The following is a 14,619-nucleotide window of genomic DNA, read 5'->3' on the forward strand; positions in this document are numbered from 1 at the left end:
TCACAACTTGCCATTCAGTTCGAGAACGTCCTTCTATTCCCGCTAGCGCCTGGCGTTCTCCACCGCTCTGCCGAAGACGGTGAATTCCAGGACGCCCAATGGCGTTACGCCCACGTGGGGCCAGTCCGTGATGGTCAGCCGGACGTAGCGGCAAACCGTGGGCGGGAGTTCGTCGAATTCCGTGTATCGGGTCACGCTATTGTTGGTCTTGTCGAGGATGGTGTCGAATGTCTTGCCGTCCTTGGACGTCTCAATTCTGTAGCGAAACGCGGGGCTGCCCGTCACCGGCGAGGGCGCGGCGGCACGTGGCCCGAAACCGCCTCGCGCGCCGGTGCTGAACTCGATTCGACTGGAGTCGACGGAGAAATACTGCGGGTCTTCAAACTCGGTGATGGAGCCGAGATCCACGGTGATGGAAGGTTGTTTATCCTCTTCGGCCGGCTCCCACCAGGCGCCATTGGTGCCATCCACAGCGTAGGCTGCGTCGTGGCCCGGGCGCTGGCTGGAAGCACTGCCCCGCTGGTTCATGGCGCGCATTTTGTTGACCGTGAGCGGGAGGGAACCCGCGTCGCCGTCGCGCACGGGATTGGCCACCACTCCGGGCGCCCATTGTGGCGTTTCGGTGACCGCCCGCACGTACATGTTGCCCTGTGCGTCGAAGCCCACCGGATCCATGCCCAGGCGGCGGCCGCCAGGTGGATTCGACATCACGAGCGTGTAGAAGACCCACCAGTTGCCGTCCGGCCCCTTCACCACGCAGCCATGGCCGGGCCCGGTGACGATGCCAGTGGTCTGACGCAGCAGCGGATTGCGCGGGGAGTACGTGAACGGCCCCAGCGGGCTCTTGGACGTGTAGACGCCGCTGGCGTAGCTCATCCACTGCGTCCCGGAAGCGCTGTATTCCAGATAGTAGATGCCGTTGCGTTTGAAAACCCAGGGGCCTTCGATCCAGGCCGTGTAGAGGTACTCATTGTTCTCGCCCCACCGTTCCCACACGTGCTCGGACTGGAAGCCAAACAGGTGTTTGGGTGCGGAGGCAAAACGGGTGAGGTCCTTCGGGTCGAGCGGGGCGACGTAGATGCCGTCGGTGGACCTGCCGGGGAAGTAGAGGTACGGCTTGTTGTCGTCGTCAATGAAGATGTCCACGTCGAACGCGCCCTTCCAGGACTTGCCGTTCGAGACGCCGGTCCACGGTTCGCCTTTCTCGTTCTTCCAGGGCCCCAGCACTTCGTAAGGGCCTAGAATGGCAGGGGCCTTGTAGAGCGGCGCGTCGTTGCCGGACATGTAGAAGGCGCCGTTGTACTCAACCACGTGGGGGGCGACCGGTAAACGGCCGCCGCGCACCTCAACGGCCTGGTATTTCCAATCCAGGAAGTTCTTCGACACCCAGGCGCCGCCACCGGTGCCGAACAGGTAGTAAAGGTCTCCTGACTTCACCACGGTGACGTCGCCCAGATTGACCCCCTGCGGTGAACCGTCCCTGGATGATGTCTCAATGGGTAAGGGATTGATGTAACGGGTGGCCTTGCCGATGACGGGGCCCGGTTTGCGGGCGGGCGGCTGACCCAACATCGAGGCGGCGCAAAGAACGATGGATGCGCCAGTGGCGGCTACCGAACGGAGGACCGAATAAAAAGGCATTTGGCGAGACTCCCAGCCAGAATGCCAACGCCGGAGGAACTTAGTGCACACGCCAGGGCAAACTGCATGCGCTTGCATTCTAGCCAGCAGCGAGTCTATCGCGGCGCGGCACCAGAGTCAAACACTCTAGACGATGAAGCTCCTGGCGCGAGCGACTTGCACCTGGATATGCTATTTGGCGGATCCTGTGAAAGCGCTATCAGTGGCGGTTCGGCAGTCCAGCGGCGGGTGATGCCCCTGGCAGGCATGGTAACGACTGCTTGAAGCGTTTTGGAACTTCCGTCGCGTCGGGCTTGGTTTGATGCCAGACCTCATCCAGACCATCCATCCAGCGTGATTCTCCGGTCAGCTAGATGCATGCCGTGACATCCAGGCTGTGGCACTCCAGAGGATTCAGGACCAGCACCACCCGTCCGTCTCCCATGATGGCGGCTCCCTGAAACTCCTTGCATTGCTCCAGTGCTCCGGTTAGGGGTTTGACGAGTACTTCGACTTCAGTCATAAACTTGTCAACAACCAGTCCGTACCGGACTGTACCTGCTTCCACGATCGCAATGGAAAGTTCCGGTTGCTGCGCGGCGGCCTGGCCCAACATCTCCGCCAGGTTGAAGATGGAGTAGATCCGGCCCCTGACCGGTGCCAGGGTGAGCCCGCGGTACTGGTGCGCCGCTTCCAACGGCAGTTTGACCATGTCGTGGATGCTGCTCAAAGGCAGGATATACTGCTCCCCCGCTGCCTCCAACAGAATCCCCTTGGAAACCATGAGACTGGTAGGCAGTTTGATCAGAAAGGTGGTACCCCGGCCAGGCTGGGAATGGATTTCGATGGCGCCGTGCAAGGCGCGCACGTTGCTGCGGACGACGTCCATCCCGACTCCGCGGCCTGAGACGTCCGTCACTTTCGCGGCGGTCGTCAACCCCGGTAGGAACACCAATTGGAAAGCAGCCTCGTCGCTCATTCCGGCGGCCGCCTCCGGAGCCAGTAGACCCTTGTCGACAGCCTTCCTCTTGAGCGCTTCAGCGTCGAGCCCACGCCCATCGTCGGCGATCTCAATCACCACGCCGCCCGCTTCGTGCCGGGCTCGAAGTGTCAGTTGTCCGGACAAGCCTTTTCCGCTGGAGCGACGTTCCTCCGGTGTCTCCAGTCCGTGATCAACGGCATTGCGAATCACGTGAACCAGGGGATCCCCGATCTGCTCAAGGATCGTCTTGTCCAGTTCGATGCCCTCGCCTTCGATTACGAGCTGAACTTCCTTTCCGAGGGAGCGCGCGAGGTCACGTACCAGGCGCGGGAATCTCTGGAAAACAGACTTAACCGGTAGCATCCGGATCGACATGACACTGCTTTGGAGTTCGTCGGCGATGCGAGAGATGCTTGATCCGGCGTCCTTGAGATCTTTCACCAATCCCGCGCCGGCCTTACCATCAGTCAGCTTCTGCACCAGCGGGGGGAAAGCCCCGCGGGCGACCAGCAATTCGCCAACGATCCTCATCAGACCATCCAGTTTGATCTGATCGATCCGAATCGTCGATGGCGACGCGGAAGCGGCCTTTCGATCTTCCGTAGTCTCCCGGGGGACTGGCGCCGCCGCGGCAGGCTGCGAAGTGTCGCTGACACCTCCGCCTGCCGAGATGTGGTCCAGGGCGGAACGGGTGACCCGAAACGCGCTTTCGAGAGCTGAACGATCTTCCCCGCCCAACGTTGAGCCGGCGCTCATCGCGGCATCCAGGATTCGAAGCTGCTGCGCCAACGGTTCTTCCAATTCCGCGCATTGACGGTACTGGGCAGCAGCTGATAGGGTTTTGAGACCACGCAGATAAGCTTCGAGCACAGGCCGTGTGGCCTCGCCGCCGCTGTCGATGCGTTGGAAGCAACTGGCGATCATCTCGACGCATTGTGACGTCGTGTTTACAAAGGCCGCTTCCCGGGCGTCGACGGGTTGGACGACCGGCCTGTCTGCCACCTGAACGCCCAAACGCGCTAGCAGTTCGAGCGAGACCGGTCCACCCGCGCCGGTGTGCTTCAGCCTGCCCAACAGGTTGCGGACGGCATCACACGTCTCCAGCACGGTCTGGATGGTCTGTTCCGTCAGCGGCCCGGCCGTCGCTCCCCGGAAAGGATCGAGATGGGATTCCAGTCCGTGAGCGACGCGCAGCAGTAGCTGCAAGGGATGCACAGCCGACAAGGCCTCGCCCTTGACATCGCCTAGGAGCAGGCCCGCGTTGCCCTTGATGCTGTGGATTCCCCGAAAGAGGGAATCCAGTTCGTCCCTCGCCGCCGGATCGGCCTCCAGGGCGAGCGCATCGCTTTCCATCGCTTCCAGGTGGTCCTCGCACTCCAGCACGAACAGTTCAAACGCCTCCGCGGGCACGGAACCAAGCAGGGATACAGCCGATTCCTGATCGTCGAGCAGCCGGATGCGGACCTCGCAATCGTCCTCGGCAAATACGAACACGTCCCTGATCGCAGCTTGATCGCGGTCGGTCACAAGCAGGATTTCCCACCACAGGTAGCAGTGCTCGGGTTCGAGCGAAGGCAGCAGGGGGACCTGATCGGAATGGGCCGTGATGTGTGCCTGTCCGAGCTCCCGCAAGTCGTCCAGCAGAGTGACCGGGTCGGCTCCGGAATAGAACATCTCCCGCTTGGGCTTGAAAGTGATTTCGAATGCCGCGCGGGCAATAGTCTCCGGCGTTTGATCCTCACCTTGCGTCGCATTGCAATTCGACGACGCCGGCAGAAGTTTCGCGAACGCGGCCATCGCATCCCGCTCTCCTGGGATGGCCGCGCCTTCCGACTTCTCCTCAATGATCAGACGGATGACATCGCATGCCTTCAGCCCGCAATCGATCAATTCGGGTGTGACAGTAAGTCGCCCTTCCCGCGCCAGATCGAAGGCCTCCTCCATGCCGTGAGCGAATCTGGCGAGGCGGGTGAAACCTGCGGTTGCCCCCGATCCCTTGATGGTGTGAATGGCACGGAACACCCGGTGTACGAGCGTCGAACTACCGGTCTCCTCCTCCAGCGCCAGAAGGGCGGAGTCGAGCTCGATCAGCAAATCGAGAGCCTCGGCCCGAAATGCGCCTCGCATCTGCTCCATAACGTCTATTGACATCGTTAACTACCGAATTCGGTTTCCTTTTCCGCGCCGAGCTCCTAGCGCATGACCTTCTTCACTACCGCCAGCAGCTGATCTGGTTGGAATGGTTTGACTATCCAGGCCGTCGCGCCGGCCGCCTTGCCTTGCTGTTTCTTGTCCGTGTGCGACTCGGTAGTCAACAGGACTACCGGAACGAACTTGTAGGGCGTCAAAGCTCGAAGCTGCCGGGTGAATTCGAGGCCGTCCATCCTTGGCATGTTGATGTCGGTCAGGACCATGTCCACCACCTGGCCACCTAGTTTGGACAGCCCATCCACTCCATCCACGGCCTCGACGACGTTATAGCCGTTGCTCCGTAGCACGAAGCTCACCATCTGACGGAGGCTGGCGGAATCGTCTACTGTCAGGATGGTTTTCATTGAGATTCCCTCGTGGTAAACAACTCCCGCCGCATACCACAGCGATCCACCGCGTTAACGAAGGCGTCCGACGGGTTGGAGAACGAAAAGGAAGGGGCGGTCTTCCGTAGCGAACAAAGCAATTGAAGAATGCAGGTATCGATGTCCTCCAGGCCGCTGGCATCCACTTCGACGGAGGAACCGTCGTCCGGGGACTCGCCGAGTTTGGTGACAAGGTCTTGGGCGTGCCGTATAGTGACCGCGCCTTCGAGCTTGAGAAGTTGCCGGCCTAGCCGGTGAGAGATGGAAAAGGGCATCGCGTTCCGCGCTTTCTTTAGCTGTGTTAGTATCTTTCGCGCCGTTCGCGCGTCATGCGGGGGGCAGTATCATGCGAATGTTCTCGACCATCACTTTCGGGTCGCAGGGTTTGACGATATAGAGATTCGCCCCTGCCTCAAATCCCTTCATTTTGTCTTTGCCTTCGCTTTCGGTGGACACGATGATGATTGGAAGCGATCGGTATTTTTCGTCGGCGCGCACACGCCGGATAAACTCGTAGCCATCCATGTTGGTCATGTTGACGTCGGTAATCACGAGATCGCAGGGGTTCATGTACAGCTGCTCCAGCCCGTCACTACCATCCACCGCCGTAATCACGCGGAACTGAGCTTGTTCAAGGACGTAGGAGTGATAGTTCCTAACGAATTCTGAGTCATCCACGATGAGGATCGTTTGCTTGGTGTCCACGTCGCTATTCCTTCACATAGACCAGGTGGCTTTCGAACCGCTTCAGAGTGAACGCTGTCGTCACTCGACCCACCGATTCGGAGTGTCCCAGGAAGATAAATCCTCCCGGCTTCAAGGCATTGTAAAAGTGATCTACTACCGCCTTGCGAGAGAGATCATCGAAGTAAATCAGGACGTTGCGGCAGAAGATGAAGTCAAAGCCGCGCATGGTCCGCATCGCCATTCGGTCACTGAGATTGAGGTGCATGGTCCGCACCAAACCGGCGGTTCTTCGCCGCACCACGTACTCTCCACCGTCCTCGGTAAGGTACTTCTCGCGGTATTGTTCCGGCACCTCGTTCACAGAGCGGGCTCCGTAGCGCGCCGCATCGACCTTCCGGAGCATGTTCTGATCGATGTCGGAGGCGACAATTTCGCAATCCCAGGACTGCGCTTGGGGAAACACTTCCTGGAGGATCATCGCCAGCGTGTACGGCTCTTCGCCGGAGGAGCAACCCGCGGACCAGATTCGCAGCGACCTCTCGCCGCGCGCCTGCTTGGCCGATAGCACCTCGGGCAGGCAGTGGTTGGCAAACGCCTGCAACTGGTCATACTCCCGGAACATGTAGGTCTCGTTGGTAGTAACCAGATTCGCCAGGGCCTGCATTTCCAGGCCGTCCGGATCGGCGTAGCTAACCATGAACAGGTAGTCTTTGGGATCGACGAGGCCTAACGCTGCCATCCGCTTGGCTACCCGCGTCTTCAGGAAGTAGAACTTCTTATCATCGAAGTGAAGTCCCAGCTTCTGATAGATCTGTTGGCTTAGCTTCTGAAATTGTTCAACTGAGATCTCTGGCATGGCACTCCTCGCCGCAGCTCAGCGCCTGCCGGACTTCGTCGTCGGTTTCCTCAAGCGCACGCGCAGCGAGAACGACTTCCATTCCGCTCTGGTTCGTTATGCGAAGGGACTCAACTGCCCCAAGTCGAACAAGACGCTCCGGGTTCTTCAGGCAGAGTAGGAGGTAGGCAGACACCTCGTCGCGGTCTGCCCAGTAGCCCATTGCTTTAATTGCCTGGTAGCGGCAGAGCGGTGGATCACCATTCTCAACTATCGCGCGCAGCACCGGCAACAGGTTCTCACCCGTTTCCGGAGATTGGCAGCGCGAGCACATGGCGAGGATTGCTCCGAGAATCGCGGGGCGCAGATTGCGGCCGCGCGTCTTTAGCAGATTCACTAGCTCATCGAACTCGGTTTGCGACCCGTGCGCCGCCATCGCCTTCAGGTACGACGGCACAAAGAAATCCGGCAGCGTCGTCAGATCCGGGAACCGGCGCCGGATTGCCCCCAATGATTCTGGGTGGCCGATGCTGACCAGCGCCTCCACGCACGCAACAAGCAGCATGGGATGCGAGCCCTCGCGGAGCAGGTCCTCGATCCGGCTGCGAAATTCCTCCGCCCGAATCCTTCCCAGGTTTTCCACGGCAGTGATCACGACGTTCGGATCCTCATCGGAAAGCCCCACGGCGGAGATCGCACCGGCACCTTGAGCCTGTGTTCCGCTCAAGGTATCGAGAACGAGTTTCCGGATATCCTTGTCGCCATCGCGCATGGCCAGGTTCAGGAATGGGATCGCCCTTTGGCCTTTGTGGCGCAGCACATCCACGGCTTGATTCCGAGTTTGGGGATCCTCGCTTCCGAATAACCTAAGACAACCTTCTATGGCTGCGTCCCCATCGATTCGAATCAGGGCCTGAAAAATGGAGTTCCGTACCGTGCGCGAGGGCTCCTTGCGGAGATGGTCCAAGAGCACCGGCACGCCGTCCGGGGTATTCACATACCCGATATCCTCAACCGCATCAATGCGCGCCGCTTCGTCGGAACAACCCAGTTTTGCTATGTACTCTTCGATGCTGCTCATTCCGTTGTTCTCCGAACGGCCTTAAGGATTTCTCGCGCCACTTCATAGCTGGGAGCAACCACGCATGCTCCACCTCGTTCGACGGCCTCCCGAGGCATTCCGTACACCACGGCCGTCTGCTCGCTCTCGGCGATGGTATGGCCTCCGGCCTGCCGGATCGCTACCATCTGATCCGCGCCGTCGTCACCGATGCCGGTCATCAGGACGCCGATAGTGTCAGCGCCGTAAATGCTTAGGATCGACGCCATCATGACGCCTACCGACGGCGTGAACAGTGTCGCGGGAGTGGTTGGTGTGCGGATGACCAGCTCGCCGGTCATTTTGCGATGCAGACACAGGTGCATTCCGCCCGGCGCTACATAACAGATGCTCGGTTCCACAGGCATCCCCGAACGCCCTTCTACCACCTTGAGAGCGCAGTGGTCGTCCAATCGCTTCGCAAACGATGCGATGAAGGAAGGGGGCATATGTTGAACCAGAAAAAGGCTGGCGGGAACGTCGACCGGAATCTGCGGGAGCACCTCCTGCAGAGTAGCCGGCCCGCCAGTGGAGATTCCGATTGCAACAGCCATTTTTCGTGTGCTGCCCGTAGGTGCGTCGCGAAGCGGCGGCCGGTACGGCAGCCGAGGTTCACGGCTGCGCTGGTGACGGTCAACGATGCCCCGCGACGCCGCAGCCTTGAGCTTCGAAATCAATTCGTCCGCGACGAGACCCATGTTGGCGGACACCGTGCCGTCCGGCTTGGCGACAAAATCGAATGCTCCCAACTCCAAGCACTCGAATGTCGTGGCAGTGCCGCGTTGAGTGAGCGATGAAACCATGACGACAGGACAGATTTGCTCCTGCAGGATCATCTGGAGAGCCGTAACCCCATCCAGCTTCGGCATATTGATGTCCATCGAGACGACATCGGGCCGCAGCTGCCGGGCCTTGGAGACCGCATCCTCGCCGTCCCGGGCGACGCCCACCAACTCAAAGTCAGCCGCCGCCCCGATGATCCGTTTAAGGGTCTGCCGCATTAGGGCAGAATCGTCCGCCACGAGCACTCGGATTTTCTTCATTTGTTTTGTTGCTACTGGGCCGGACAAGCCGGCCCTTTCTTTCGAATTAGTTGGCAGTTTCCGAGAGTTGCGCCTGCTCCTGCCGGGAGAGAATTCTCTCGACATCAAGCAGCACAATCATGCGCTTACCCGCATCAACCTTGCCGATTCCGGAGATGAACTGTTGATCAATTCCTGAACCGATGCCTTCGGGCGGCGGTGCGATGTCCTTTTTGGCGAGATTCAGGACCTCCCGCACCGAGTCCACCACCAACCCCGTCTTCACACCGCCGAGATCGACGATGATGATTCGGGTGCGGTCGTCAGCCGGTTTGACCTCCAGGTCGAAGCGTTTCCGCGTATCCAGAACAGGGATTACTTCTCCCCGCAGGTTCGTGATGCCCTCGATGAACTCGGCTGCCTTGGGCACCTTAGTGATCCTGGAAAGGCGATCGATCTCCTGGATCTGCGAAATCGGGATGCCATATTCCTCCGGGCCGAGCATAAACGTCACTAACTGAATCTCACTTAGATCCTGGGAACCTGCGCCGGATTTGCAGATCTCTCCGGCCTTCTTCCCTTCAGTTGCTTGGAGGGAAGAACCCTGGACGTCCCGTAGCTTCTGATCTTTCATGAGATTGCCGACGTCCAACATCATGATCAAACGGGAGCCGTCATCCAGCTTGGCAACCCCGGACAACTCCATCCCACCACTCGACGTAATGCGAGGCGGCGGTTCCATCAGGCTCTTCGGCACATTGAGTACCTCATGAACGTGATCCACCACCAACCCCAGGACAAGGCCTTCGGCATCCACGACAATGATGCGCTGGTCTTCCTGGATGTTCTGGGCAACCTGCTGTTCAAACTGGCGCAGCACGGCGACAGTCTCCCGGCCGCCCGAGAGCACCTCGTTGGCGCATACCTCCGCGGCATCCCGGTCTCCGCACTCTTCGTGTCTGGAGCGAAGCTGAAGCTGCTTGATCACCTTTTCATTCAGTCCGCGCGCCTTCGCCAGCGACTCCATCAGGATCTCGCTGGAACTGTTGGTTTCCGATTGCCACTTCCGGAGGTGCTCCGTGACGGAAGCATCTACCTTCGATTGCGGCCCGTCGGCGAAGATCTTCGCTAGCTGGCCAATCCAGCACTCGTATTCCTCCCGCAATGGCCGGCAGCCATCTGCAAACTCATCCGCCAGCGAAGGCTGATGAAGCAGCCGGCGCAGATCGATGACCGGGAGAATCTGACCCCGAACGGTCAGCACTCCCAGCACGTAGTCGGGCACGTCGGGAACCTGATTCGGCGTCTGCACCCGCAGGATCTCCCGGACATGCTCCATATGGAAGGCGAATTCCTCCTTCGCGAGTCGGAAGGTGACCATCTTCTGGACCTCGGCATCGGCGCCCGTCAAGGGGCCCGTCGATCCCGCGCTTGCAAGCTTCTCGCCCGGAGCCACGCTATTCCCCGCAGCCGCCTTTCGCGGCATGCCGATTTCACAGACATGAGCAGCGTTTAGGGCCATCACGATGCGCTGTCCCTTGTCCAGTTTCACTACCCCCTCAAGATAGTCCGAGGTGGTCCCTCGGATCGCGGCAGGCGGCGGCTCAATTTCGCTGCGCAAAACGCTTGTGACCTGTTTGACTCGATCCACGCGTAAACCGGTCTTGACTCCATCGATATCGACAACCAGAACCCTGGTGCGATCGGTCTCCTGCGCCCGCTCCATTCCAAAGCGGGTGCGCATGTCGATGACCGGCAGGACGACGCCGCGCAGATTGGCGATGCCATCCACATAGGGCGGTGTACGAGGCACTTTCGCCAGCTTGGGAAGGCGAATGATCTCCTGTACCGACATGATGTCAAAGCCAAACTCTTCGTCATTTAACAGAAAGGTGACCAGTTGGCTTTCGTCCTTCAGGCCGGCGGATGCGAGTAGAGTGTCTTTTTGCATTACGGATCTCCTTGGGCAAACATTCTCTATTCGTTACCCGTTTTGCAGTTCATCGGCCTGGGACGCTATATCCTCGATTGCCTGAGCAATCTCTTGAGCGGCCTTCAGACCTTGCTCTGAGGCACCGGCCGCTTCGGTCGACGCCCGCCCCGTTTCCTCAGCGGCAGCCGCGATTTGCTGGCTTGCTTTGCCTGCCTGTTCCAGTCCGGCGGCAGCCTCCCCGGATGCTTTGGCGATTTCGCGGATGTCCGTCACGACGACGTTGGATTCCCTTGCGATCCGATCCAGATTCGCCGTGGAGACCTTGGCGCGTTCCACCTCGGCCCGGCCTCTGCTTCCGGCCAGTTCGATATCTCCGGCGACCTTGGTGATTTGAGTCTGTACGTTCTTGACCAGGTCTTTGATGCGGTCGGCGTTCTCGCTGCTTTCGTTCGCAAGGGACCGGATGTCTCCCGCCACCACCGAAAAGCCCCGGCCATATTCTCCGGCGCGCGCCGCTTCGACGTTCCCGTTCACGGCGAGCATCTTGGTCTGGACGGTCACCATAACAATCGCGTCGACAATTTTGTCGATCCGACGGGTCCGTTCCTCCAGTTCCAGAATGTTCTTGGCGGAGTCGACGGCGGCCACGGCGCTCTTTCCAACGTTGACAATCAGCGCATCCACGTTGACCTTGTTGCTGGCGAGGAGTTTTTGCGTGGCCAGAGCCTTTTCCACGCTCAATTCGGCACGGTCGCCCATGCCTTTGGCGGCGTGGCGCATTTGGGCACCTAAGGCGTTGGAGGCCTCCGCGGCCTTTGCCTGCGCTCCCGCGGCTTTGTTGATCTGCTCGATAGCGATGGCGATCTGCTGCGATGAGGCTTTTAGTTCTTCCGCGTTGGTGGAGAGTTCTTCGGCAGTGGCGGCTAGTTCCTCTGCCGACTTCTGAGCATTAGTCGAAGTCTTCAGCAATTCCGCCATCTCGGCTAGCGAGCGCGCGGCGTCGCTCATCTCGGAGTACGCCTTGGACTGCTCCTGAGTCGACTTCTGCGCTTCCTGGCAGGCCGAGGTCGCCTCTTCGGCAGCGGCGGCGATCTCTTCGGCGCCCTTCAGATACGTCTTGGCGCCGGACAGTGCTTCCGTCGCGTTTTTCTGAATCTCGACGCAGTTTGCCTGAATTTCTTCGAAGTCGGTGGCGATTGTCAGCAGGTCCTGGGTGATCACCTTGGCCTTGTCCACTTCTTCACGGCCCTTCTTGCCGGCCGCTTCGGTGTCTGCGGCAACGACCTTGACCTGATTCTGAATCTCGTTAACGACTTCCTGAATACCGCGAGCGCTCTTTTCGCTGATCTCCGCGAGATTGCGGACTTCATCGGCCACCACGGCGAATCCCTTGCCGTGTTCTCCGGCGCGTGCCGCTTCGATAGCGGCGTTTAGTGCAAGAAGATTGGTCTGGTCGGCAATCCGGGTCACGGCATGGACGATTTTGCCGATCTCTTCAGACTGCCGCTCCAGTTCACCGATCATTTTGGCGGAATCGAGATTGGCCTCAGCGGATTCTCCAACTCCTTTTATGAGAGCCTCGAGGTCTGCCGTGGTCGACCTGGCGAGCGACTGCAGTTCGTTTACCCTCCGCAGAGACACTTCGGCGCGGTCGTTCGCACCATCCGACGCCTTCTCAATCTGGTTGATCGCGGCGCGTGACTCCTCTGCGGCGGCTGACGCCTGATCGGCGCCCGCGGCGATGGTGTGCATCGTCTTTTCCAGTTCTTCCACCGCTCCCGTCGCCTCGGTGATAGCGCTCGCTACCTGATCTGTGGCAGCGGACAACTTCTCCGCCACGGCTTGTGCGCGGGCAACAGTGCGGGCGCGCGCCTTTTCCTCAGCCAGCTTCTTGGCGCTGAAGCGGCTCTGGGAGAGGTCATCAGCCTGCTCGTTAGGTTCCATGAACTTCTTCACCGCTGGCGGCGCTGTCGAACCCTTCTGGGGCCCGAGTCGATTCAGGGCCAAGCGGCTCTGCGAGCCGGTAGTGCCGTTGGTGGGGGTGTCCGAGTACTGCTTAATCATTTGAAATCTCCTGGAGGCGGTCCGGTTGGTCGGGTTAGCACTTAGCTGGTAGCGCAATCGACACTCGCAGGAACTTGTGCATATCCCAACGGCGGTACTACCGATAGGCTCTTTCTGTATTCCAAGGCCTGCTTCACGGCGGAAGCACGGCGAGTGGCCGGGTCGCTCCGACAAGATCCTCATCGGTGCAGGCACCTACCGTCTTACCCTAAGTGCACCAGTGGCAAGAATCAGTGGGGTCAGTGACGCCGATGGCGGTCCAAGGCCTTGGGAACCTCGTCGGTTGCGTTTGCGGGCAAAGATGCTCGATGTGAAGAGCCTGTCGTTCCTGATGCCCTGGAATCGAGTGGTGGCGTGACCTGGGGGCTGCTCGCCCGAAGTGGTGATTCAGCCGCGATATCGGGAGTTGCTGAGTGGCGTTGCCTGGCTTTTGGATGCTGGCGGCCAGCCGAAACACCACGATGGCCTGGAATCAGTGCGTTGCCATAGGTGAGTGGTGGGATGCGCAAGTCACTCCGAACCCTGCCACTTGGCTGCGTTCATTAAGGAGTTCACGCGCTCACCAGACAGATCAGGTCGGAGCCATGCCTCAATCAGCGACTCATGCTTCGTTTGAGGCCGGTTTGCCCTCGTTACGTTGCTCGCACGTCGTTGATTCTAAATGAGGCTGGAGCCACCCGCCAGGATCGAACTGGCGACCTGCTGATTACGAAGAACCTGTCATTCTCCGCAACCTACTCCTCTTTTTTTTCAATCACTTAGACTGAAGATCGACCAGAGCCTATGGTGTAGTCAGCGGCTCTGATTCCTCCAGTATGAAGCACGAAAACGGCAGACGCAACGCCCCCTCCCGTCGCCAAAGAACCGCCAACCATCCCCAGCCAACCTTAACGCACTGCCCAATGATCAAGAGCCTGAATCAGCCCTGGAGTCCCATGCCAGGATTCCGGTGCCGGGACCCGTTTGCCGAATTCGCCGGGGAATTACGACTTCGGCGCATCCCCCTCCCCGGCAATAGGCGGGTGGGGTGTATAACACTCCGCAGATGGGACCCGTTTCCAAAAAACACTGTCTGAATCACCCCACCCCACCCCCGCCAGAACACCGGTCACGAGCGCACAATGCCCTTCAGTTCGTTCGGTAGCCGTCGAGTGGTCTCTTCCCATGCTCACGTCGATCCGGGGCGTGCAGCACCGATCGGGTCGCCCTGCGCTTAGTTAAGCCGTCTTCGCCGGGTCAGCCGGATCACCGCCGACCCCGCTCCGCCAACATCCCCGGCATCGACCAACTTCGCAGTAGTCGCACGCATCGCTGCCACATACTCGTCCACGGCATCGAGCCGAACTTGACAGTCGTGGCAGATCATCAAATGCTCTTCGAGCGGTCCGGCCTCTGACTCTGAAAGGGTTCGCATGGAGTAGCTTTCGAGAGTCTCATCGGGGATGTGGTCCACGAGAACCACATTAGCCTAGCCATCGTCTCCGTGCCTGCGACAGAGCAGGGCGCTGCCATAAACGTCAGTCCGGTAGACAGAGCCTCTCTTGTCGTTAGCTGGTTGACGTCCACTGCCTGATGCGGCGAAACGCATATCATGTCTAGATGGCAAGTTCTGCACCTACCGCAGTAGCACACAACCACACGGCTCAAACTCCCCCCCGCCGGGCGCAATCGCATTTGCGGTAGTCGCAACAATCTTTTTTTCTGTGATCCTTTTCTACGCCCTTCCCTTGTTCGATCTGTGGGGGCCGGGTGTGAGATTGAACCTTGCCGGGCGGGTGCTTGTGGCTGCTCTCTATTCTCT

Annotated in this window: 10 protein-coding genes; all 10 read right to left on the reverse strand. The window is 59.6% G+C overall.

The genetic code is table 11. From position 1 onward, the window contains the following. Positions 1–42: 42 nt before the first annotated feature. A complete protein-coding gene (locus ACR9Y2_RS03100) occupies positions 43–1,641 on the reverse strand; it encodes a family 43 glycosylhydrolase (RefSeq protein ID WP_435039579.1) in 1,599 nt (532 codons plus the stop codon). A gap of 349 nt (positions 1,642–1,990) precedes the next feature. Next, on the reverse strand, positions 1,991–4,753 hold the full coding sequence (locus ACR9Y2_RS03105; RefSeq protein WP_435039580.1) for an Hpt domain-containing protein: 2,763 nt from the start codon (positions 4,751–4,753) through the stop codon (positions 1,991–1,993). A gap of 41 nt (positions 4,754–4,794) precedes the next feature. Next, positions 4,795–5,157, reverse strand: a complete 363-nt coding sequence (locus ACR9Y2_RS03110) for a response regulator (RefSeq protein ID WP_435039581.1) — start codon at positions 5,155–5,157, stop codon at positions 4,795–4,797. Next, the gene (locus tag ACR9Y2_RS03115) at positions 5,154–5,453 is read right to left on the reverse strand and encodes an STAS domain-containing protein (protein ID WP_435039582.1); all 300 of its coding nucleotides are present in this window, start codon (positions 5,451–5,453) and stop codon (positions 5,154–5,156) included. Before ACR9Y2_RS03115 ends, ACR9Y2_RS03110 begins: the two co-directional genes overlap by 4 nt. Positions 5,454–5,505: 52 nt before the next feature. Then, positions 5,506–5,883, reverse strand: coding sequence for a response regulator (locus ACR9Y2_RS03120; RefSeq protein ID WP_435039583.1), 378 nt, complete (start codon positions 5,881–5,883; stop codon positions 5,506–5,508). A 4-nt stretch (positions 5,884–5,887) separates the two neighbouring features. Continuing rightward, positions 5,888–6,721: a CheR family methyltransferase gene (locus ACR9Y2_RS03125; protein WP_435039584.1), complete on the reverse strand. Its 834-nt coding sequence runs from the start codon at positions 6,719–6,721 to the stop codon at positions 5,888–5,890. After that, a complete protein-coding gene (locus tag ACR9Y2_RS03130) occupies positions 6,702–7,781 on the reverse strand; it encodes a HEAT repeat domain-containing protein (protein WP_435039585.1) in 1,080 nt (359 codons plus the stop codon). Before ACR9Y2_RS03130 ends, ACR9Y2_RS03125 begins: the two co-directional genes overlap by 20 nt. Next, on the reverse strand, positions 7,778–8,842 hold the full coding sequence (locus ACR9Y2_RS03135; RefSeq protein WP_435039586.1) for a protein-glutamate methylesterase/protein-glutamine glutaminase: 1,065 nt from the start codon (positions 8,840–8,842) through the stop codon (positions 7,778–7,780). The genes ACR9Y2_RS03130 and ACR9Y2_RS03135 overlap by 4 nt, the downstream gene beginning before the upstream one ends. Before the next feature lie 46 nt (positions 8,843–8,888). Beyond that, on the reverse strand, positions 8,889–10,772 hold the full coding sequence (locus tag ACR9Y2_RS03140) for a chemotaxis protein CheW (RefSeq protein ID WP_435039587.1): 1,884 nt from the start codon (positions 10,770–10,772) through the stop codon (positions 8,889–8,891). A gap of 33 nt (positions 10,773–10,805) precedes the next feature. After that, positions 10,806–12,818: a methyl-accepting chemotaxis protein gene (locus tag ACR9Y2_RS03145; RefSeq protein WP_435039588.1), complete on the reverse strand. Its 2,013-nt coding sequence runs from the start codon at positions 12,816–12,818 to the stop codon at positions 10,806–10,808. Between the last annotated feature and the right edge of the window lie 1,801 nt (positions 12,819–14,619).

The organism is Paludibaculum fermentans (assembly GCF_051172195.1).
In the GTDB taxonomy this organism is placed as follows: domain Bacteria; phylum Acidobacteriota; class Terriglobia; order Bryobacterales; family Bryobacteraceae; genus Paludibaculum; species Paludibaculum fermentans_A.